Annotated in this window: 17 protein-coding genes; 6 read left to right on the forward strand and 11 right to left on the reverse strand. The window is 72.8% G+C overall.

Annotated elements, in window-relative coordinates; all coding sequences use genetic code 11:
• The first annotated feature begins 271 nt into the window (after positions 1 to 271).
• Together Sm713_RS23950 and Sm713_RS23955 are read left to right on the forward strand one after the other, a co-directional pair.
• Complete coding sequence (locus Sm713_RS23950) at positions 272 to 1,774, forward strand: cryptochrome/photolyase family protein (RefSeq protein ID WP_212911599.1); 1,503 nt, start codon at positions 272 to 274, stop codon at positions 1,772 to 1,774.
• 196 nt (positions 1,775 to 1,970) lie between these two features.
• A complete protein-coding gene (locus Sm713_RS23955) occupies positions 1,971 to 2,390 on the forward strand; it encodes an OsmC family protein (RefSeq protein WP_212911600.1) in 420 nt (139 codons plus the stop codon).
• Between the two features lie 230 nt (positions 2,391 to 2,620).
• On the opposite strand, the gene Sm713_RS23960 is transcribed toward Sm713_RS23955, so the two are convergent.
• The 3 genes from Sm713_RS23960 to Sm713_RS23970 all read right to left on the reverse strand — a co-directional run bounded on the left by Sm713_RS23960 (position 2,621) and on the right by Sm713_RS23970 (position 6,832).
• Positions 2,621 to 4,924, reverse strand: a complete 2,304-nt coding sequence (locus tag Sm713_RS23960) for an ABC transporter ATP-binding protein (protein WP_212911601.1) — start codon at positions 4,922 to 4,924, stop codon at positions 2,621 to 2,623.
• Positions 4,921 to 5,775 (reverse strand): ABC transporter permease, encoded by an 855-nt coding sequence (locus Sm713_RS23965; protein WP_283249813.1) that lies wholly within the window; start codon positions 5,773 to 5,775, stop codon positions 4,921 to 4,923. The genes Sm713_RS23960 and Sm713_RS23965 overlap by 4 nt, the downstream gene beginning before the upstream one ends.
• Positions 5,776 to 5,851: 76 nt before the next feature.
• A complete protein-coding gene (locus Sm713_RS23970) occupies positions 5,852 to 6,832 on the reverse strand; it encodes an ABC transporter permease (RefSeq protein WP_212911603.1) in 981 nt (326 codons plus the stop codon).
• A 179-nt stretch (positions 6,833 to 7,011) separates the two neighbouring features.
• Here Sm713_RS23970 and Sm713_RS23975 point away from each other — a divergent pair, with 179 nt between their 5' ends.
• Complete coding sequence (locus Sm713_RS23975) at positions 7,012 to 8,706, forward strand: ABC transporter family substrate-binding protein (RefSeq protein WP_212911604.1); 1,695 nt, start codon at positions 7,012 to 7,014, stop codon at positions 8,704 to 8,706.
• A 99-nt stretch (positions 8,707 to 8,805) separates the two neighbouring features.
• On the opposite strand, the gene Sm713_RS23980 is transcribed toward Sm713_RS23975, so the two are convergent.
• Both Sm713_RS23980 and Sm713_RS23985 read right to left on the reverse strand, forming a co-directional pair.
• Complete coding sequence (locus tag Sm713_RS23980; protein ID WP_212911605.1) at positions 8,806 to 9,951, reverse strand: glycoside hydrolase family 88 protein; 1,146 nt, start codon at positions 9,949 to 9,951, stop codon at positions 8,806 to 8,808.
• 246 nt (positions 9,952 to 10,197) lie between these two features.
• Entirely contained in the window at positions 10,198 to 11,421 is a 1,224-nt protein-coding gene (locus tag Sm713_RS23985; RefSeq protein ID WP_212911606.1) for an MFS transporter, read from the reverse strand.
• Positions 11,422 to 11,475: 54 nt separating this feature from the next.
• Here Sm713_RS23985 and Sm713_RS23990 point away from each other — a divergent pair, with 54 nt between their 5' ends.
• The gene (locus Sm713_RS23990) at positions 11,476 to 12,228 is read left to right on the forward strand and encodes a helix-turn-helix transcriptional regulator (RefSeq protein WP_212911607.1); all 753 of its coding nucleotides are present in this window, start codon (positions 11,476 to 11,478) and stop codon (positions 12,226 to 12,228) included.
• A gap of 183 nt (positions 12,229 to 12,411) precedes the next feature.
• Here the strand turns inward: Sm713_RS23990 and Sm713_RS23995 are convergent, their stop codons facing one another.
• The 3 genes from Sm713_RS23995 to Sm713_RS24005 all read right to left on the reverse strand — a co-directional run bounded on the left by Sm713_RS23995 (position 12,412) and on the right by Sm713_RS24005 (position 16,370).
• A complete protein-coding gene (locus tag Sm713_RS23995; RefSeq protein WP_212911608.1) occupies positions 12,412 to 13,746 on the reverse strand; it encodes a PP2C family protein-serine/threonine phosphatase in 1,335 nt (444 codons plus the stop codon).
• 426 nt (positions 13,747 to 14,172) lie between these two features.
• On the reverse strand, positions 14,173 to 15,147 hold the full coding sequence (locus tag Sm713_RS24000) for an aldo/keto reductase (protein WP_212911609.1): 975 nt from the start codon (positions 15,145 to 15,147) through the stop codon (positions 14,173 to 14,175).
• Positions 15,148 to 15,389: 242 nt separating this feature from the next.
• A complete protein-coding gene (locus tag Sm713_RS24005) occupies positions 15,390 to 16,370 on the reverse strand; it encodes a DedA family protein (protein ID WP_212911610.1) in 981 nt (326 codons plus the stop codon).
• A 451-nt stretch (positions 16,371 to 16,821) separates the two neighbouring features.
• Between Sm713_RS24005 and Sm713_RS24010 the strand changes: the two genes are divergently transcribed.
• A complete protein-coding gene (locus tag Sm713_RS24010) occupies positions 16,822 to 17,661 on the forward strand; it encodes a hypothetical protein (RefSeq protein WP_212911611.1) in 840 nt (279 codons plus the stop codon).
• Positions 17,662 to 17,677: 16 nt separating this feature from the next.
• On the opposite strand, the gene Sm713_RS24015 is transcribed toward Sm713_RS24010, so the two are convergent.
• Positions 17,678 to 18,088, reverse strand: coding sequence for a heme-binding protein (locus Sm713_RS24015; protein ID WP_212911612.1), 411 nt, complete (start codon positions 18,086 to 18,088; stop codon positions 17,678 to 17,680).
• A 272-nt stretch (positions 18,089 to 18,360) separates the two neighbouring features.
• Positions 18,361 to 19,221 carry a helix-turn-helix transcriptional regulator gene (locus Sm713_RS24020; RefSeq protein ID WP_212911613.1) on the reverse strand — a complete coding sequence of 287 codons (861 nt, stop codon included), beginning with the start codon at positions 19,219 to 19,221 and terminating at the stop codon, positions 18,361 to 18,363.
• Between the two features lie 127 nt (positions 19,222 to 19,348).
• Here Sm713_RS24020 and Sm713_RS24025 point away from each other — a divergent pair, with 127 nt between their 5' ends.
• Positions 19,349 to 20,344 (forward strand): aldo/keto reductase, encoded by a 996-nt coding sequence (locus Sm713_RS24025; protein ID WP_212911614.1) that lies wholly within the window; start codon positions 19,349 to 19,351, stop codon positions 20,342 to 20,344.
• A 45-nt stretch (positions 20,345 to 20,389) separates the two neighbouring features.
• Here the strand turns inward: Sm713_RS24025 and rpsR are convergent, their stop codons facing one another.
• Positions 20,390 to 20,626: a 30S ribosomal protein S18 gene (gene rpsR, locus Sm713_RS24030; RefSeq protein ID WP_212911615.1), complete on the reverse strand. Its 237-nt coding sequence runs from the start codon at positions 20,624 to 20,626 to the stop codon at positions 20,390 to 20,392.
• Positions 20,627 to 20,681: the final 55 nt, after the last annotated feature.

The following is a 20,681-nucleotide window of genomic DNA, read 5'->3' on the forward strand; positions in this document are numbered from 1 at the left end:
GGGCCGTGGCTCCGGGCCGACCGGGCTTTTCGGAGGCACGCCCGGACGGTGGCGGCGCCCGCGACGCCGGCCCGCTGGAGCGCCGCGGCCACACGTACGGCTCACACGTTCGGCCCCATACCTCCGTCGCCCGGCCACCCGGAGGAGGCGCGAGGAGCCGGTCCGGGAGAGCCTGGACCAGGCGGTACGCCGCCTTGCGGGGCGCGCCGCCCCGCCCGGGCCGCACGGACTCCGGAGCCCGGTCACGGGATCGGCACGGCAGGAGGTAGGCATGAAGCGGGCCCACTGGCTCTTCGGCGACCAGCTCGGCCCGCACTTCCTCAGGCCCGGCCCGGACGGTCCCGACCGGAACGCGCCGGTGGTGATGGTCGAGTCCCGTGCGGTGTTCCGCCGCCGACGCTTCCACCGTGCCAAGGCGCACCTGATGCTCTCCGCGATGCGGCACCGTGCCGCGGAGCTCGGCGACAGGGTGCGCTACGTACAGGCCGACACGTATCGGCAGGGTCTACACATGGCCGTTGGAGATAAACCGGTGACCGTGCACCATCCGACCTCCCGTGCGGCCCTGGGTCTCGTACGGGCCCTGGACAGCGTGACCGTGCTGCCCGCGCGCGGCTTCCTCGTCGCGCACGACGACTTCACGGCATGGGTGGGCGCACGCGACGGCGGGCGGCTCCTGCAGGAGGCCTTCTACCGATGGGTCCGCCGCCGGCACGAGCTGCTGATGGACGGCGAGGAGCCGGCCGGGGGCCGCTGGAACCACGACCACGACAACAGGGAGCCGCCGCCGGGACAAGCGCGCACCCTCGGCGCCCCGCCGCCCTACCGCCCCCGCGAGGACGCGATCGACGCCGAGGTCCGCGACGACCTGGACCGCTGGGAACGCGACGGCGACGTGCGCTTCGTGGGCCGCGACGGCCCCCGGATGTTCCCCGCGACCCGTCGCGAGGCACGCGCGGCCCTGCGCCGCTTCGTCGCGCACCGGCTCGCCGGCTTCGGCCCGCACGAGGACGCGATGCTCGCCGGGGACCCGGTGATGAGCCACAGCCTGCTGTCGTCCTCGCTCAACCTCGGCCTGCTCGATCCCGCGGAGTGCGTGGAGGGCGCCGAGGCCGCCTGGCGCGCGGGGGAAGCACCCCTGAACAGCGTGGAGGGGTTCGTCCGCCAGGTCGCGGGCTGGCGCGAGTACGTGTGGCAGCTGTACTGGCACCTCGGCCCGGACCACGCCCGCAGCAACGAACTCGGTCACCGCCGGCCGTTGCCCGACTGGTTCCTGGACCTCGACGCCGACGCCGTCACCGCCCGCTGCCTGGCGACGGTCCTCGCACAGGTGCGCGCGCACGGCTGGACGCACCACATCCCCCGGCTGATGGTGCTCGGCAACATCGCCCTCCAGCAGGGCTGGCACCCCGCGGCGGTGACCGACTGGTTCCACCGGTGCTTCGTGGACGGCTACGCCTGGGTGATGCAGCCCAACGTGATCGGCATGTCCCAGTACGCAGACGGCGGCCGGATGGTCACCAAGCCCTACGTGTCGGGCGGCGCCTACATCAACCGGATGAGTGACTTCTGCGGCCCCTGCGCCTACCGGCCGGCGCGGCGCACCGGAGCCGGCGCCTGCCCGTACACGGCGGGCTACTGGGCCTTCCTGCACCGGCACCGCGCCCGTCTGGAGCACAACCCGCGGATGGCGCAGGCCGTACACGGCCTCGACCGGCTGGGCGACCTCGGGGACCTGCTGCGCGAGGAGGACGGCCGGCGCGGACCGCCCTGACGGACGGCCCGCGCACCGGCGGGTACGCCGGATGGCCGCCCTGACCCTGTGTCGGCGCGCGGCACGCCAGCGCCGGTGCTCGAATGACGCATGGCACCTCCTCAGGGGCCGCCACGCGTCCCCGGCCGGCGAGCCGGGTGCGCGGCGGTGGCACAGGCGGGTGGCCGCGGAGGGCGAAGGCGACGCGGGAGACCAGATGACGGACACGGACCGGGCCCTGTACACGACCACGATGGCGTCCCTCGGCGGACCCGACCGGGTGGAGGCCGTGGGGGACGGGACGCACCGGCTGATGATGAACGCGCCGCCCGCCCTGGAGTCCGCGGACCGCCAGGCGTGGAATCCGGAACAGCTCTACGCCGCCGCCGTCGCCTCCTGCCTGCACCAGGCGCTGGGCGTCGTGGCCAGCGAGACCGGCGCGGACCTGACCGGCAGCGAGGTGCACGCCGCGGTCACCCTGGAGCATGTGGGGGCGCTGCGCTACGACTTCTCCACCCGGGTCAGCGTCCACCTCCCGCGCATCGACGCGGCCCGGCGGCCCGCCCTGATCGAGCAGGCGCTGAGGAGCTGCCCCATGGCCGCCGACATCCGGATGGACGAGGCCGGCACACCGTAGGCGGCGCCCCGGCCGGCACGGCACGGGCCGGGGTGGGGCACGCTATCGACCGCGCACGCTATCGACCGAAGCGCGCGCCATCGACCGAAGCACGCGCCACCGCCGGCGCACGCCCCACTGCCGGTGCACGCCACCGGAGTACACGACCGGGGCGCGCGCCCTGGCCGGACCTTCAGCCCAGGACCCGGCCACCTGGCCGGGGCCGGGGCCCCGGCCAGGCCCGGCCGGCGTCAGACAACCGTGCGCACCTCGGGGAAGTGGCAGGCCGCCACCTGGTCCGGGCCGTGGGAGAGCAGCGCGGGGCGCTGCGTCTCGCAGCGGGTCCGGTCCCCGGCATCCAGCCGGGCGAAGACGGGGCAGCGGCCCCGGAACCGGCAGCCGGGGTCGCGGTGCGTGGGGCTCGGCGGGTCGCCGGCCAGCAGGATCCGCTCCCGGCGGCGCTCGCGTGGTGGATCCGGCAGGGGCACCGCGGACAGCAGCGCCTGCGTGTAGGGGTGCCGGGGCGCGGCGAACACCTCGTCCACCGCGCCCGCCTCCACCGTCCGCCCCATGTACATCACGCTGACCCGGTCGGCGATGTGCCGCACCACGGACAGGTCATGGGAGACGAAGAGGTAGGCCAGGCCCAGTTCCGCCTTGAGCTGCGTCAGGAGGTTGAGCACGCCCGCCTGGATCGACACGTCGAGCGCCGACACCGGCTCGTCGAGTACCAGCAGCCGGGGGTCCACCGCCAGCGCCCGCGCGATGCCTATGCGCTGCCGCTGCCCGCCGGAGAACTCGTGCGGGAAGCGCGTCGCGTGGGCCGGTTCGAGGCCCACGAGTTCCAGCAGCTCCGGGATCCGGCGGCGTACCGCGTCACGGTCCCCGCCCAGCGCGTGCAGCGGCTCCGCGATGATGTCGGCGACCGCCATCCGGGGATCCAGGCTGGCCATCGGATCCTGGAAGACGATCTGGAGCTGCCCCCTCAGCTCGTGCTCCTGACGCCGCGTGAGCTGCGCGGTGGACCTGCCCAGCACCTCGATCACGCCGCTCTCCGGCGGCCGCAGCCCCAGGATCTCGTAGAGCGTCGTCGACTTCCCCGACCCCGACTCGCCCACCAGTCCCAGCGTCTCGCCCCGGCCGATCTCCAGCTCGACACCGTCGACGGCGTACACGCTGCCCGTCCTGCGCTTGAAGACGCTGCCCTTGTACAGCGGGAACGTCTTGTGCAGCCCCCGCACGCTGAGCACCGGGCCGTCGTCGCCGTCCCGCTCCTGCTCCGCGAGGGGCGCGGGGACCGGCGGTACGGGGAACACGTCGGTGGGGCCGAGGCGCCGTTGCAGGATCTCGTCGGCCCGCACGCAGGCCGCGAGATGAGCCTCGCGGGAATCCGGCTCCTGGATCCGGGACGGAGCGGTGGCCGGTGGCGCGTCGCCGGAGTCGCGCTCCTGGGTCTGAGCGGGAGCGCTTGCGGGCGGCGGGCCGCCGCTCCCGGCTCGGCCCGCGGGCAGCAGCTCCGGCTCGGCGGCGCGGCAGGCGGGCTCGGCCAGCGGGCAGCGTGGCGCGAACGAGCATCCCTGAGGCAGCGCGCCCGCCCGGGGAGGCGCCCCCGGGATCGGCACCAGGACGGCGGGGGACCGCCCGGCGGAGGCAGCCGGCGCGGAACCCGGTCCGCCCTCGGCCGGGACCACGTCACCCGGGGATCCGTCGCCGGGGGCCTCCTCGGCCGGCTCCCCGCCGTCCGCACGCGCCCCGGCGGTCCGCTCGGCTGCCGGCAGCGCCCCGTCCAGCCGGGGCACGGCACCGAGCAGGCCGAGCGTGTACGGCATCCGCGGCCGGGCGAACAGCTCGTCGACCGGCGCCGTCTCCACCACCCGGCCCGCGTACATCACGGCGACCCGGTCCGCGCTGCCCGCGATCACCCCCAGGTCGTGGCTGACGAGCACCATGGCCGCCCCGGTCTCGCGCTGAGCGGTGCGCAGCACGTCGAGGACCTGGGCCTGGATGGTGACGTCGAGCGCCGTGGTCGGCTCGTCCGCGAGGATCACGTCCGGGTCGTTGGCGACGGACATCGCGATCATGGCCCGCTGCCGCATGCCGCCGGAGAACTCGTGCGGGAACGCGGCGGCCCGCAGGTGCGGCTCCGGTATCCCGACGAGGTCGAGCAGCTCCACGGCGCGCTGCGCCGCCTTCTCCTTCGGCACGTCCTGGTGCGCGCGTATCGCCTCGGCTATCTGCTCGCCGATCCGGTAGACCGGTGTGAACGCCGACAGCGGGTCCTGGAAGACCATGGCGACGCGGTTGCCGCGGACGGTGTTCATCAGGCTCTCGCCCGCCCCGAGCAGCTCGGTGCCGTCGAGGCGCACCGAGCCGGTCGCCGTCGCGCCGTCCGGCAGCAGCCCCAGCACGGCGAGAGCGGTCACGGACTTTCCGGACCCCGACTCGCCGACGATGCCGAGGACTTCGCCGCGCTCCAGGGTGAGGTCGACGCCCCGCACCGCGGCGGCGCTGCCGAAGCGGACGGTGAGGTCACGGACCTCCAGTAGAGCGGTCACTCCCGTGCCTTTCGCGCCGTCGGGTCGAAGGCGTCGCGCAGCCCGTCCCCGATGAGGTTGACCGCGAGCACGAAGACCACCAGCAGCCCGGCCGCGAAGAAGAACATCCAGGGATAGGTCACCGCGGCACCGGTGTTGTCGGCGATCAGGGTGCCCAGGGAGACGTCCGGCGGCTGCACGCCGAACCCGAAGTACGACAGGGCCGTCTCGCTCATCACGGCCCCGCCGACCGCGATGGTCGCGTCGATGATCAGGAACGAGGCGATGTTGGGCAGGATGTGCCGGGCGATGATGCGCGCCGGCCGCACCCCCATGTACTGGGCGGCGCGCACGAACTCGCGCTCGCGCAGCGACAGCGTCATCGACCGCACCACCCGGGCCGTGATCATCCACGCGAAGAGGGTGAGCAGGCCGACGAACGCGAGCCATCCCGTCGCCCTCAGCCGAGGCGCCACGATCGCGATGATCAGGAAGCTCGGGAACACCAGCAGCAGATCCACCAGGAACATCAGGCCCCGGTCGGTCCAGCCGCCGAAGTAGCCCGCGCCCGCCCCCACCACGGCCGCGAGCACGGTCGCCACCAGGCCCACCAGCAACCCGATCAGCAGCGACTTCTGGAGCCCGCGCACGGTCTGCGCGAAGACGTCCTGGCCGATCCGGTTGGTGCCGAACCAGTGGTCCGCGGAGGGCGCCGCACGCAGCGCGGTGTAGTCGATGTCCGAGTAGGACCAGTGCGTCAGGAACGGCCCCGCGAAGGCCAGCACGAACAGCAGCACCACCACGACCAGTCCGGCCAGGGCGCTCTTGCGCGCAATGAACCGGCGCAGCACGGTCCTGCCGCGACTCGGCAGGGCGACCGCGCTGAGCGGCGCCTCCACGGCGTCGGCGGCGGCCGCCACCACACTCTCTGTCGTCACGTCAGCTCCTTCAGGCCCGTACCCGCGGATCGAGCGCCGCGTGCAGCACATCCGAGAGGAACCCGGAGAGCAGGACGACGACGGCGGCGAAGGTGGAGACGGCCACCACCGAGTTGATGTCGTCCTTGCCGATCGACTCCACCAGCCACTCGCCCATGCCGTGCCACCCGAAGACGATCTCGGTGAAGGTGGCCCCGGTGAACAGCGCCAGGAAGCCGTACGAGAAGTAGGTCGACATCGGGATCAGCGCGGTGCGCAGGCCGTGCCTCAGCAGCGCCCGGCTCCGGCTCAGCCCCTTGGCGCGGGCCGTGCGCAGGTAGTCGGCGCCGAGCACGTCCAGCATGGTGTTGCGCTGGTAGCGGCTGTAGGCGGCGATGGTCACCAGGCCGATGGAGAGCGTGGGCAGCAGCAGGTGCACGCCGCGGTCGCGCAGCTGCGCCAGCAGGCCGCCGTGCAGGTCGGGGTCCTTCTCGCCGGTGAACTGGATCAGGTCGGTGCCCAGCACCGAGTTCAGCTTGATGGCGCCGATCTTCAACAGCACAGCGAGCAGGAACGTCGGCGTCGACAGCAGCAGGAACGACGCGAGGGTCACCGCACGGTCGGAGATCCGGTACTGCCGCACCGCCGTCCAGGCACCGGCCAGCACGCCGACCACCGTGCCCAGCACTGTGCCCGTGATCAGCAGTCGCATGCTGACTCCCAGCCGGCGGCCCAGCTCGGCCGTCACCGAGGTGTCGTCGATGGTCCGGCCGAAGTCGCCGTGCACCGCACCGGTGATCCAGTGCCACAGCCGCTCCGGCAACGGGGTGTCGCCGTTGATGCCCAGCACCGTCAGCTGGGCGCTGACCGCCTCGGGCGACGGCGGCGGGCGGCGGCCCTCGAAGTAGGCGCGCGGATCGAGCGCCGTGGACGCGAGCACGTAGGAGATGCAGACGGCGGCCACCAGCAGAATCGCGTAGTAGCCGAGCCTTCTGGCCAGATAGGCCGTCACAGGGTGCTTCCTCTCCGCTCGCGCATATTCCGATCTTCGTATCGGAATATCGCCGGTCTGTTAAGAGAGCATGTCAGATGCCAGGAACTGCATACGGACCGGCTGTTGTGGATCTACCATCCCCTCGGCTGCGCCGCACACCCCCCGTGCAGGCGCTTGTAGGCATCCGGAGGAACGTCATGTCCAGACGATCAAGACATATCACCCTTACCGTCGCCGCCGTCTCGGCGGCGCTGGTGATGGCCGGATGCGGCTCCTCCGACGACTCCTCGGACAACGCCCGGAAGAAGGGCGCGGCGCCCGCCGTCGACGCCCAGGCCATCAACGCCCAGCCCATGTCGAACGTTCGCCAGGGCGGCCGGCTGAAGCTCTCCGTGCAGAAGTGGGTGCACCAGTACAACTGGTACCAGGTGGACGGCACCGACGGTGACGCCGTCGCGATCCTGGAGCAGGTCGAGCCGGTGCTGCTGCCGCGCGACGCCAAGGGCGTCCCGCACCCGGACCCGAACTACCTTCTCTCGGCGAAGGTCACCTCGACCAGCCCGCAGGTCGTGACGTACAAGCTCAACCCGAAGGCCAAGTGGTCCAACGGCAAGCAGATGGGCTACCGCGACTTCCAGGCCGTGTGGAAGGCCGTCAACGGCAGCAACGACCAGTACCTGGTGGCCGACTCCAGCGGATACGACCAGATCTCGAAGGTGGCCCGGGGCGCCGACGACCAGGAGGTCAAGGTCACCTTCGGCAAGCCGTACACCGACTGGCAGCGGCTCTTCCGCCCGCTGCTGCCGGCGGACGGCATCGACACGCCGGAGAAGTTCAACAAGGGCTGGATCGAGCGGATCCCGATCACCGGGGGCGCCTGGAAGATCAAGTCCTTCGACAAGACGGGCCAGACCGTCTCCACCGTGCCCGACCCCAACTGGTGGGGCCCCAAGCCCAAGCTGGACTCGATCACCTGGCGCGCCCTCGATCAGCCCGCGGACACCGAGGCCTACCTCAACAGGGAGATCGACGAGGCGCCCGCCATCCTGCCCGAGGACTACAAGCGGCTCGCCAAGGCGCCGGGCACCGACATCAGGCGCGGCGCCCGCTGGGACGAGGTGCACATCACCCTCGGCGACCGCGGTCCCCTCAAGGACCTGAAGGTCCGCCAGGCCGTGGACCTCGCCACCGACCGCAAGGGCATCGTGGCGGCCTTCGCCAAGGACCTCGACTTCCCGGTCCAGACGCTCGACAACCACTTCTTCATGCCGAACCAGGCCGGCTACAAGGCCAACGCCGGCAAGTGGGGCACCTTCGACCTCGACGGCGCCAGGAAGCTGCTCGACGAGGCGGGCTGGAAGGACAACGGGCCGGGCAAGCCGCGCACCAAGGGCGGGCAGCAGCTGAGCCTCCAGTACGTCATCTCGGCCGGCTCGTCGTCCTCTGCGCTCGACCAGGCCCAGATCGTGCAGCAGCAGCTCGGCCAGGCCGGATTCAAGATCAATATCCAGAAGGTGCCGACCGAGGACTTCTCGGACAAGTACCTGGACCGCGGCGACTTCGACCTGACCAGCTTCCGCAACGTCGACTACGTCTTCCACACCCAGCTCTACCCGACGTTCCGGCAGCCGAAGGGCAAGCAGACCTACCTGAACTTCGGCGGCATCGGCTCCCCGGAGATCGACAAGCTGCTCGGCCGGGCGGCGGGCGAGACGGACGTCGCGAAGTCCAACGCCCTCTACAACGAGGCCGACGTCAAGATCTGGGCCGAGGTGCACTCCATCGAGCTCTACCAGCGGCCTCAGATCTACGCGGTCCGCGCCGGGCTCGCGAACTTCGGCGCCAGCGGGCTGGGCGACTGGGACTTCGTGAAGATGGGGTGGCAGAAGTAGGGGCTCCTGGGAGCCTTTTCAGGGGGCCGACCCGCCGGTGGAACGGCGAGTCGGCCCCCTGGCAGCACCTCGTCAGGTGCTGGTCGGGCCGGGACCGGATCAGGAAGCCAGCCCGGCGAGCTCCGCGCCGGCCAGCAGGAAGCCGCCCACGCCGAAGTCCGCGGTGCTGTCGTAGGTGACGGGCTGGCTGGAGTCCGGCCGGTCGCCCACGCCCTGCACGTAGCCCAGGAAACCGTCGGAGTGCACGGCGGTCGCCACCAGCCCGTTCCACGCCCGGGCGGCCACCGGGAGCCAGGTGTCCCGGTCGACGAGCCCCGCACCGACCGCGTACGCCGTGCCGTAGGTGAAGAAGGAGGTGCCGCTGGTCTCCGGGCCGGGGAAGTGGTCCGGATCCGCCAGGTTGACGTTCCAGAACCCGTCCTCGCGCTGGAGGGGCCCCAGCGCCGTCACCAGCCGCACCAGGGTGTCGCGGTACTCCGCCGCGTGATCCGCGTCCTCGGGCAGGGCCTTGAGGGTCTTCACATGCCCTCCGGCCACCCACCCGTTGCCGCGGGCCCACAGCACCGGCTTTCCGTTCGGCGACTCGATCCCGCCGGGCAGGAAGTTGTCGTCGCGGTACCACAGGCCGGTGCCCGTGTCGTAGAGGCCGGGCCCGCCCTGGGCGTTCTTGGTGTGGTCGTAGAGCTTGTGGAGCTTGTCCCAGAACGCGGTGTCCTCGCGGAGCCGCCCGAAGCGTGCGAAGGGCGGCATGCCCATGTGCAGGGCGTCGTCCCACCACCAGTCGTCGTTCTTGTCCGGCTGGTCCGTGAGCATGTGCCGCAGCGTCGCCTCCGCCGCGGTGAGCTTCTGCTCGTCGGGCTCGGCCTCGTAGAGGTCGAGGTAGACCTGGATGGCGGTGTGGTTGTCCGCGTTCCGGGTGCTGGTGCCGCCGGAGATGCCGTAGGAGTGCTGCTCGGCCCAGGTGCGTGCGTAGTCGAGGTAGCGGTCGTCCTCGGTGAGCGTGTACAGGGCCATCAGCCCGCTGTAGAAGGTCGCGCGGGCCCAGGCGTTGTCGCCTGCCCCGTTCGAGGAGATCCAGTGGTCCGCGACCCGCCGCAGGACGTCGGTGATCTCGGCACGGGAGGGCAGCCGGCCGGACGGGGGCTCGGCCGCCGCGGCGCTGCGGCGGGTGCCCGGGAAGGCGCCGAGGACCGGAACCGCCACCGCCAGCGCGGCGCCTCCGAGCAGGAGCCGTCGTCTATCCATGTGAACCACCTTCATGAGTGGGGGATCACACATCATGAAGGTCCGTACCTTTGTTCGTCCATGGTGCGGCGGTCACTTGCGCGTTACTTGCGCGCGCCGGGGGAGCGCCCCCGGCGCATCCTGGATGGATTCATTCTGTTAAGTGACGTTCACATGGCGGAACTTGCCGGGGTTCGGTGGCGGCCAGCAGGCCGGGTAGGGAACCGGGGGCTACGGTCCCGCGCGGGGCTCCGCCCGGAACGGCGCTCAGGCTCCCGGTTGCCGGGGCGGAACCGGGAGCTGCCCTGCGCCCTCGCCGGGGTCCGGCTCCCGTGCCCCCGCCAGATGCGCCGGCACCCGGGGCTCGGGAAGCGTCCGGAACAGCAACCAGCTCAGTACGGGCATCAGCGACAGCGGCAGCAGCGCCGCCTGGAGGGAGGTCGCGTCGGCGAGGCCTCCGAGGAGGGGGCTGGCCAGGCCGCCGACGCTGACGGTGAGTCCGAGGGTGACGCCGCTGGCGGTGCCCACGCGGGACGGCAGATAGTCCTGGCCGAGGGTGACCTGAAGTGAGAAGGGCACGTACAGCCCGATCGAGGCGAGCGCCACGAAGAGATAGAGCACCGGGCCCGGCACGGTGACCAGCCCCGCCACGGCGACGGCCGCGGCCAGATAGGACCAGCGGGCGACGGCCACCCGGTCCCAGCGTCCGGCGAGCCTCCCGCCCAGCACCGAGCCCACCGCACCGCCGAGGTAGAGCACGAAGAGCGCCGCGGTGCCGGCCGCCGTGCCGCCCCCCAGGCGCTGGCCGGCGTAGAGCGAGACGAAGGTGCTCAGTCCGGTGAAGACGACCGACCGGCAGACCACCGCGAGGGACAGCCTCACGAACGACGCCCGGTCGTCGGAGCCCGCCGGCACCCGGGAGCCGCCGCCGGCGCCGCCCGGGACGCGCAGGGAGCGAAGCACCGGCAGGCACAGCACGCTCCCGGCCACGGCGGGCACCACGAGCAGCGGCGACAGCCGCAGGCCGAAGCCGGTGGAGACGACAGCCGAGACCAGCAGCGGCGCCAGCGCGAAGCCGAGGTTCCCGCCGAGGGAGAACCAGCTCATCCCGCTGTGGCTGCCGCGGCTGGCGAGCCGCGCGACGCGCGCGGACTCGGGGTGGTAGGCCGCCACCCCCAGCCCCGAGGCGGCCACACACGCCAGCGTCGGCACGTAGCCCTCGCACACCCCGCTCACGGCGACCCCCAGACCGCCCAGCAAGGTGCTCACCGGCAGCAGCCACGGCATCGCCCAACGGTCGGTGAGCAGCCCGAACACGGGTTGCACCACCGAGGAGAGCACCGACGCGGCGAGCACCACACCGGACACCGCGGCGTAGCTGTAGGCGCGTTCGGCCACGAAGAAGGGCACCAGGGACGCCACCGCACCCTGGTAGACGTCCACGCAGCCGTGCCCGACCGACAACATGAGGATCGACGTGTTCCTGCGCACCGCACCATCGTCGGCGGCACACCCCCTGTCGTACTTCCAATAAACTGCCAATCGATGACGCAGACCCGCCATGTGCCGCTCGCCCCCACCCGGACCCAGCGGCTGACCACCGGAACCGGTATCGACGCCCACCGGCACGACGACCACCAGATCGCCTACGCCGGGCGCGGCGTGCTGACCGTGACGACCAGCACCGGCACCTGGGTGGCCCCGGCGACGCGGGCCATCTGGATACCCGCGGGCACCGTGCACGCCCACCAGGCGCACGGCGACGTGGAACTCCACCTCGTCGGCCTGCCCGCCGCCGACAACCCGCTCGCGCTGGACGAGCCGACCGTGCTGGCCGTCGCCCCCCTGCTCCGCGAGCTCCTCCTCGCCCACACCCGGCCGCCGCTGGAGGACAGCCCCGAGCGCACCCGGCTCCGCGCCGTCCTGCTGGACCGGTTGCGGGCCTCGCCGCAGCAGCCGCTCCGGCTGCCCGCGCCCACCTCGCCCCGCCTCAGGGAAGTGTGCGCCCTGCTCCACGCCGATCCGGCGGACAACCGCACGCTGGCCACGCTGGGCAGGGCGGTCGGCGCGAGCGACCGCACCCTCTCACGGCTGTTCCAGGCGGACCTCGGCATGACGTTCCCCCAGTGGCGCACCCAACTGCGCCTGCACCACGCCCTCGTGCTGCTCGCGGAAGGAACCCCGGTGACGACCGTGGCCCACCGGTGCGGGTGGTCGTCCGCCAGCGCGTTCATCGACGTCTTCCACCGCACCTTCGGCCACACCCCGGGTGCGTACCGGCGCCGACCGCCGCGCTGAACCGCTGCCGGCCTGCCGCCGTCGTATCCCCCACGAACCGAGAACGGCGCCATGGCGTCCGGCGTGTGGCCCGGGGACGGGATGCGCGCGCTCCACCTGACCGAGAACGGACGGCCACGCGGCCGGACAACCGAGGCGCCGTTCACCACACCCGCCCGGCGCCCCGGTGCTCACCCGGCCCGCTCAGGCCATGCCGTCCGCGTCCGGTGCCTGTCCGGCCTCGCGCGGGCTGTCCGCGTGCGCGGTGTCGTCCGGCAGGCCGAGCAGGGTCTCGACGTCCTCCGACCGGTAGGGTGTGGGCCCGTTCCACTCCAGGAGCAGCACGGTGGCGTCGTCGTTCAGGCGCCCCTCGTGGTGCCTGCGGTGCAGCAGGATCAGCCGGCGCAGGGTCTCGGGGGCGGGCAGGCTGGCGGTCTGGTGCCGGGCGACGAAGTCCGTGACGCGGGCCAGCCCGAACTCCTCGCCCCGCCGGTTGCGGGCCTCGGTGACGCCGTCGGTGTAGAGCAGCAGCCTGTCCCCGGGCTGGAGGCGGGTCTGGCAGAGCGTCGCGGACAGGCCCAGCCCGGTGCCCATCGGTGGCGCCGGCGGGCAGTGCAGGAAAGCCGTGTCGCCCTGGCGGAGCACCACCGGTGGAAGATGGCCGAGGTTGGTCCAGCTGAACTCCCCGGTGCGCGCGTTCAACTCCGCCAGGACGCCGGTGGCGTACCGGGCACCGTCGAACTGCTCGACCAGGGCGGCCTCGATCGCCTCTGCCGCCTCCAGGATTCCGCTCTGATGCCTCCGGTGGTTGCGGGCCGCGGCCAGGGCGAGGGTCGCGGTGAGGCCGGCGGCGGTGTCGTGGCCCATGGCGTCGAACAGGCTCAGATGGACCACCTCCCCGGCCACGCCGTAGTCGAACGCGTCGCCGCTGACCTCGTAGGCAGGCTCCATCAGCGCGCTGATCAGCACCCGGCCGGTCGTCAGGGTGTGCTGCGGCATCAGGCGCCACGCCATCTCGGCGGCCACGTTCATGCCGCGGCGCCGCACCAGCCGCGCGTACGAGTCGCTGGCGCTCCGCTTGCTCGCCAGCAGCAGTGCGAGCAGCGCCGCCAGGCCCCGGAGCCGCTTCACCGCGCCGGCGTCGTCGCCGATGTCGGCATCGGCCGCGACCCTCGCCACCCCGAGCCGTTCCGTGCCTTCCAGCAGCGGCACCCACCAGCGGTGCCGCGGCTGCTGCCCGCCGGCCGCCTCGTCCGGGTCCGCGACGATCCGCCCCAGCTGGAAGGCCCGGCCGGCCACGCTGTCGTCGACCCGCAGCGCGGACGGATACCCCCGTGCCCGCCGGGAGGCGTCGCCGGTGCGGGGGGCCAGCAGCGACAGCACGGTCTGCTGGAGGTCGGCGACGTAGATCAGTACCTCTGGCCAACCGGCGCGCGGGACATGCTCCGCGACCACGTCCGGAAGCTCTTCCAGGGTGATCGTATGGCTGGCGGTGAGGAGGTCGCCGAGGACCTGTTCGTGGTCGGCCGCGCTGGGCATACGCACTCCTCTCTCACCGGGCGGACGGCCCGTCACCCGCGTCGGACCACGCCCGCGCGGCGCCGGGACCACCGCGGCCGGCACCGCGGAGGGCCGTGCGACCGGCACGGTCACAGGCCACGCGATCGGGCGCTCCGCGCGGCCACCGGACCCTCGGGCGGCCATGCGCACCGGCGCCCTCCGCCGACCAGGCGATCTACCCGCCGCTGGGCGCCGGTACCGCGCCAGGGCCGGAAGGTGCCCGGACGAGTGCCACCACGAGGGCCATTCGGCGTCTCGCGCGGCGCCCGCCCCACCCATCGGCCGTGAGGCGGACGTGACGGACGTGAGGCGGACGTGAGGTGACGCCATCGCCGCCCGCCGCCGGCGCGGGCGCGTTCGCCGGCGCCGGCGGCGGGCGGCTCGGTGGGTCCGGCTCAGCCGTTCCTACTTGAAGCCGACGGGCGCGTGCGGCACGTACGCGGCCTCCAGGTAGGCGGCGTCCTCGTCGTCGAGCGTCAGGTCCACGCCCGCGAGGAGGGCGTCCAGCTGCTCGGCACGGGACACCCCGATGATCGGCGCGGTCACCGCGGGATTGCGCAGCACCCAGGCCAGCGCCACGCTCGCCGGTGCCACCCCGCGCCGCTCGGCGACCTCAAGGACCCGCTCGGTGATGACGCGGTCCTCCTCCCCGTACAGCGTCTTGCCGAACTCGTCCGTCTCGGACCTGGCCGTCGCCGAGTCCCACGGACGCGTGAGCCGCCCGCGCGCCAGCGGGCTCCACGGGATGACACCGATGCCCTCGTCCGCGCAGAGCGGCAGCATCTCGCGCTCCTCCTCGCGGTGCAGGAGGTTGTAGTGGTTCTGCATGGACACGAAGCGCGTCCAGCCGTGCAGGTCGGCCAGGTGGAGCGCCTTGGAGAACTGCCAGGCGTACATCGACGACGCGCCTATGTAGCGGGCCTTTCCGGCCTTCACCACGTCGTGGAGGGCCTCCAGCGTCTCCTCTATCGGCGTCTCGTAGTCCCAGCGGTGGATCTGGTACAGATCGACGTGGTCGACCTGGAGCCGGCGCAGGCTGTTGTCCATCTCCGCGAGGATCGCCCTGCGGGACAGGCCCGCGCCGTTCGGCCCCGGACGCATCCGGCTGAAGACCTTCGTCGCTATGACCACGTCGTCGCGCCGGGTCCCGAGGTCGCGCAGCGCCTGGCCGACGATCTCCTCGCTGGAACCGTCGGAGTAGGTGTTGGCGGTGTCGAGGAAGTTGATCCCGGCGTCCAGCGCCTTGCGGATGATGGAGCGGCTGGCGTCGAGGTCGAGCGTCCAGTCGTGCTTGCCCCGCGTCGGATCCCCGAAGCTCATACAGCCCAGGCTCAGCGCCGAGACCTGAAGTCCGGTCGATCCCAGTCGTGTGTAGCGCATGCCGGTGTGCTCCTAGTGTCGAAGGAGTTTCGCGTCCTGCCGGCCGCGCAGAGCCGGTGCCCCTTTCGGGGGACACCGGCATACTGCACGGTACGTGTACCGTGCAGCCTAGTGCTGGGATGCGCTGGTGCTGAGGCCCCTTGCGGGACCGGATACACGGCAGCGGATGAGGAGTTGGCCACGCGACGGTGGGTCAGGCCCGCTCTTGCGGCCCTTGCGCGCGCTGCTGCCGCTCGCTCGCGTCAGTCTTCGCTGTCGCTGTCGCTGTCGCTGTCGCTGTCGCTGTCGCTGTCGCTGTCGCTGTCGCTGTCGGCGTTGGGGTTGCCGTTGCCGCTTGTCCGGTTGCCGCCGTCCGTCCGGTCCTCGCCGTCCGTGCCACCGTCCGTGCGGTCGTCGGCGTCTGGCCGATCAGCTGGGTCTGCGTGGTCGTCGGGATCTGTCCGGCCGTCGGCGTCCGTGCTGTTGCCGCCGTCCGCCTGCTGATCGGCCTCCGGTCGGCCCCCGTCGTCCTCGCGATCCCCGTCGTCCTCCCGATCCTTGCCCTCCTCGCCGTCTCCGCCGTTTCCGCCGTCCTCGCGCTCCTCGCGGTCCTCCTCGCGCTTCTCCCGCCGGTGGCGGCGGATGCGGCGGGCGAGCAGCGCCGCCACGAGGACGGCCGTGGCGATGAGCAGCCAGAGCTCGGAGTCCCGGATGGCCGGATACAGCGACGAGATGTGCTGGCCTGCCAGATAGCCGACGGACACCCAGGTGCCGACCCACAAGGCGGCCCCCACCGCGTTGTAGACGAGGAAGCGCCGCCAGGGCATGTGGACGATGCCCGCGATGAGCCCGTTCACCTCGCGCATGCCCTCGATGAACCGGGCCGCGACGATCACCTTGCCGCCGTGCCGGCCGAAGAAGTCCTCCGCCTTGGCGACCCTGCGCGGCGGCAGGAACACGTACTTGCCGTAGCGCGCCACCAGCTTCCGGCCGGCGGTCCTGCCGATCCAGTACCCCATGTTGTCGCCCAGGACGGCGGCGATCCAGGCGATGCCCGCCACGCCGAAGACGTTCAGCCGTCCGGCACCGGCGTAGATGGCGGCGACGATCATGACCGTCTCGCCCGGCAGTGGGATGCCCAGGTCCTCCACGCCCACGAGGGCGCCGACCGCCAGGTAGCCCCAGTGGTCCAGAAGCGGTGCGAGATCGGCCAGGACGCCGGGGAGGGGCGGCATCCCCGCCATGGCGGTCTCCTCCGAAGTGCGGTCATTGCGACACGGCCGGCCCGGTCCGCCACCAGGGCGCCCACGGGCCCGCCGGGCGGGGCGCCGCGCCGGGTGCGACAAAGCCGACCTTTTACGGTACCTCGGCATGCGGCGGTGCCCCGGCCGTGAAGCCCGTGGACGACGCTCCGCTCACCCCGGCGGCTCCGCCGGCGAGCGGCACGGTGCCGTATCGCGGTTGTCGCGGCCGGCACCGAGCATGGAACTGGACCCGGGCCCGGCGGCCGGCCCGCACCGCAGCGGCGCGTACCGCAGGCCACCTGCCGGTCACGTTGCCAGGTCGCGACCGGGCGCGGCATGGCCGAGGCCGTGCACGCACCGCGCCGCTGCCGCGGAGAAGTGCGCCCTTGACCGGCGGAACCGCTCCCCGGGACCGTGTGACACGCGCACGCTGTACGGGAGGACGCGACGGATGGTGACGATCACCGACGGCAGGACCGGCCGGCCCGCCGAGGTGCCCTCGGCCCGGCACGGGCTGCTGCGGCTCTGCGAACACCTGGCCATGCCCGGCGGGGCTCCCGGCACCGGCGACATGCGCGTCGTCGTGGTCGGTGACGTTCTGCTGCGCGTCCTGGAGCGCACCGGTGTGCAGGTGGCCATGGTGTGGGACGTCCCGGACGGCACGGCGGCGGAGAGCCCGGCGCCGTTCCACCCGGTTGTGGCGGCCCTCGGCGCCCACCCGCCGTCGGACGTGGTCCGCGGGGCCGGCGTCACGGCCGCGCTCGGGGGCCAACCGGACGTCCGGGTGGGCCCGGCGCCGGGCGGGAACGACGGCCCCGGCGGGAACGGCAGCACGGACGGCAACGGCAGCACGCGCGGCAGCACAGGCGGCGCCGCGGGCGGAGGCGGCGGGGAGGGCGCCTGGCTCAGGATCGGCCCGGCCACAGCGGAGCCCCTTCCCGCGCCGGAGCAGGGCGGCTCCGATCTGCTCGCGGTCAGGCTGGCCCTGCTCGACCTCCCGCACGGGGACCCCGCGAAGCTCGACCGGCGCTCCCTCGAAGCGGCAGACGAGGAGCTGCGCCGCTGGCGCGCGCTGACCGCCCGGTGGGCCACCAGCCCCTCGCGCCCCGTCCCGCCGGAGCTGCGCCGGCAGGCCGAGTCCCGCCTCGCGGACGACCTCGACACCCGCGCCGTGCTGGACCTGCTGCGGGAGATCGCCACCAGCGATGCCGTTCCCGACGGCGTCAAGTTCGAGACCTTCGCCCTCCTCGACGGCGTCCTGGGCCTCGAACTGGCACGGGAAGTCGGCTGACCCGCCTCCGCTCCGATCAGAAGCCGGCCGCGGCGGCCTCGGCGACGCTCTGGTCCTGCTCCCCGGACCCGCCGCTGACGCCGACGCCGCCGAGAACGTGGCCGTCGTGCCGGAGCGGGATGCCGCCGGCGAAGATCATCACCCGGCCCTGGTTGGAGCCGCTGATCCCGAAGAACTGCTCGCCCGGGCCCGCCGCCCCGGCGAGGTCGGCGGTCGTGATGTCGAAGGCCCGCGAGGTGAAGGCCTTGTTGATGGCGATGTCGACGCTGCCGATCCACGCACCGTCCATCCGGATGTGCGCGACCAGATTGCCGCCGGCGTCCACGACGGCGATGTTGCTCGGCTGCCCGAGCTCCCGGGCCCGCGCCTCGCCCGCGTCGATGATCCGGCGGGCGTCCTCCAGGGAGATGGTCTCGATGGTCTGCATGCTCGGCTCCTTCCCGGCGAAGTGGGCTTGGGACGGCCACACGGGCAAGGGGTGCCCACTCTGGGAGGGGTAAATCGGGTGGAGTATCGGATGAGGTCGCTATATGCGCTATATACGGTCATAAACATTGACGCGCGGTGATGGCTCCCGCATACGCCCTGTGGCCTCTCACCGCGCCGCACGCCGCGACCGTGGCGCCCCCGGCGGGCCGCGGCAGATGACGCCGGCGGACGCGGGCGGGCGGGCCCCGGCGGAAGGGCCCCAGCCTCTGGTCACCGCGTCGGTGTGCTCGCCGCTCTCGTGGGGAATTCCTCGTTGCCGAGGACGAGCAGCAGCTGCAGCCGCTCGCGGGCCTCGGCGTTCGCCGGCGTCAGCACCAGCATCTGCTGGCCCTGGTCGGGAGTGACCAGGGTCTCGCAGTCCATCACCAGCCGGCCCACCCTCGGGTGCACCAGCGTCTTGCGGTCGGCGCGCCGCACCGCCACCTCGTGCTCGGCCCACAGCCTGCGGAAGTCGGCGCTCGCGGCCTGCAACCGGTCGACGAGTCCGGCGACCGCGGGATCGTCGGAACGGCGGCCGGCGGCTGCGCGCAGGTCGGCCACGATATGGCGGGCATGGTGCTCCTGCTCGTCGGGGGAGTGCACGGCGCGGACCGCGGGGTCGGTGAACCAGCGGTACACGAGATAGCGCCGGTCACCGCTGTGGCGGGTGTGATCGCCGGTCAGCAGGACCGACGCCCGGTTCTGCGCGAGGACCTCGCTCAGGTCGGACATCACCAGGGCCGGGGTGTCGCGGAGCAGGTCGAGCATGCGGATCAGCCCCGCGCGGGCCAGGCGGGCCACCCCCTCGGCGGGCGGTGGCCGGTGGCCGGCCAGGTGGAACAGGTGGTCCCGCTCGTCGTCGGAGAGCCGCAGCGCCCGGCCCAGCGCGCCGAGCAGCTGCGGCGAGGGCTGGCTGCTGCGGCCCTGCTCCAGGCGGACGACGTAGTCCACCGACATGCCGGCGAGCATGGCGACCTCTTCCCGGCGCAGGCCTGTCGTGCGGCGGCGGTGGCTGTCGGCGATGCCGACCTCGGCCGGGCTGATCGCCTCGCGGCGATGGCGCAGGAAGTCGGCGAGCTGGTCACGTTGCATGCCTCCATGGTCCATCGGGCAGGCGAACCGATCCAGGGAGCGGCACTCCCATGATGAACGCTCCGCTCCCAGGCACCGCCGGGGCCGGCGCAGAGTGGGTGACGGATCGACCACGAAGGAGAACCTGATGCAGATACGCACCCTCGGCAGCACCGGTCCGGCCGTGTCCGCGCTGGGCCTCGGCGCCATGGGCATGTCCGGCGCCTACGGTGCGGCCGACCGCGCGGAGAGCCTCGCCACCGTGCGGGCCGCGCTGGACGCCGGTGTCACGCTGATCGACACCGGCGACTTCTACGCCATGGGCCACAACGAGATGCTGCTCGCCGAGGCGTTGCGCGGCCGGGACCGCGACAGCTACCTGTTGAGCGTCAAGTTCGGGGTGCGGCGGGGGGCGGACGGGGCGTTTCTCGGGCAGGACTGCCGTCCCGAGTCGGTGAAGAACTTCCTCGCGTACTCGCTGACCCGGCTGGGCACCGACCACATCGACGTCTACCGCCCCGCCCGGCTGGACCCGGCGGTACCGGTCGAGGAGACGGTGGGCGCGATCAAGGAGCTGGTCGACGCCGGATACGTGCGGCACATCGGCCTGTCGGAGGTCGGCTCGGCGACGATCCGCCGGGCGCACGCCGTGCACCCCGTCGCCGATCTCCAGATCGAGTACTCGCTGATCTCCCGCGGGGTGGAGGCGGACGTCCTGCCCACGCTGCGGGAGCTCGGCATCGGCATGACCGCGTACGGCGTCCTCGGCCGCGGCCTCATCTCCGGCCACTGGTCCGCGGGCCGCGCCGCGGGCCCCGGTGACGGCCGCGTCCACAGCCCCCGGTTCTCGGGCGAGAACGTGGGACACAACCTCGCCCTCGTGGAAGCCCTGCGCCGGGTCGCCGGGACGAAGGGGTGCACCGTCGCCCAGCTGGCCATCGCCTGGGTGGCCGCCCGAGGCGAGGACATCGTGCCGCTCGTCGGCGCCCGCACCCGCGAGCGGCTGGCCGAGGCGCTGCCCGCGATGGAGCTGCACCTCACCGCGGACGACTTCGCCGAGATCGAGAAGGCGGTGCCCCTGGGCGCGGCGCGCGGCGACCGTTACCCGTCCGCGCTCATGTCCGGCCTCGACGTGGGTAACTGAGCCGGGCTCCCGGACCCGGTGGGGAAGGGGCCCGACCCTCCTGCCCTACTTGCCGGAGTAGGGCAGGAGGGCCATCTCACGGGCGTTCTTGATGGCCGCGGCGACCTGGCGCTGCTGCTGGGCGGTGAGGTGGGTGACGCGGCGGCTGCGGATCTTCCCGCGGTCGGAGATGAACTTCCGCAGCAGATCGGTGTCCTTGTAGTCGACGTAGGTGATGCCGGCGGCATCGAGCGGGTTGGAGCGGCGCTTGGCCGGCTTGGGGGTGCCCTTGCTGCGGGTCATGCGGATTCCTCCGAGTGGTGGGAAGCGGTGGGTGGGGAGCGGTAGCGGAGCAGGA

The organism is Streptomyces sp. TS71-3, assembly GCF_018327685.1.
Taxonomy (GTDB): Bacteria; Actinomycetota; Actinomycetes; order Streptomycetales; family Streptomycetaceae; genus Streptomyces.

Bases quoted from the DNA above. Each gene is read 5' to 3' on its own strand.
- Sm713_RS23950 (WP_212911599.1), top strand. From the start codon at position 272: ATGAAGCGGGCCCACTGGCTCTTCGGCGACCAGCTCGGCCCGCACTTC.
- Sm713_RS24010 (WP_212911611.1), top strand. From the start codon at position 16,822: ATGGTGACGATCACCGACGGCAGGACCGGCCGGCCCGCCGAGGTGCCC.
- Sm713_RS23980 (WP_212911605.1), bottom strand. From the start codon at position 9,951: ATGGATAGACGACGGCTCCTGCTCGGAGGCGCCGCGCTGGCGGTGGCG.
- Sm713_RS23975 (WP_212911604.1), top strand. From the start codon at position 7,012: ATGTCCAGACGATCAAGACATATCACCCTTACCGTCGCCGCCGTCTCG.
- Sm713_RS24015 (WP_212911612.1), bottom strand. From the start codon at position 18,088: ATGCAGACCATCGAGACCATCTCCCTGGAGGACGCCCGCCGGATCATC.
- Sm713_RS23990 (WP_212911607.1), top strand. From the start codon at position 11,476: ATGACGCAGACCCGCCATGTGCCGCTCGCCCCCACCCGGACCCAGCGG.
- Sm713_RS23955 (WP_212911600.1), top strand. From the start codon at position 1,971: ATGACGGACACGGACCGGGCCCTGTACACGACCACGATGGCGTCCCTC.
- Sm713_RS24025 (WP_212911614.1), top strand. From the start codon at position 19,349: ATGCAGATACGCACCCTCGGCAGCACCGGTCCGGCCGTGTCCGCGCTG.
- rpsR (WP_212911615.1), bottom strand. From the start codon at position 20,626: ATGACCCGCAGCAAGGGCACCCCCAAGCCGGCCAAGCGCCGCTCCAAC.
- Sm713_RS23995 (WP_212911608.1), bottom strand. From the start codon at position 13,746: ATGCCCAGCGCGGCCGACCACGAACAGGTCCTCGGCGACCTCCTCACC.
- Sm713_RS24005 (WP_212911610.1), bottom strand. From the start codon at position 16,370: ATGGCGGGGATGCCGCCCCTCCCCGGCGTCCTGGCCGATCTCGCACCG.
- Sm713_RS24020 (WP_212911613.1), bottom strand. From the start codon at position 19,221: ATGCAACGTGACCAGCTCGCCGACTTCCTGCGCCATCGCCGCGAGGCG.
- Sm713_RS24000 (WP_212911609.1), bottom strand. From the start codon at position 15,147: ATGCGCTACACACGACTGGGATCGACCGGACTTCAGGTCTCGGCGCTG.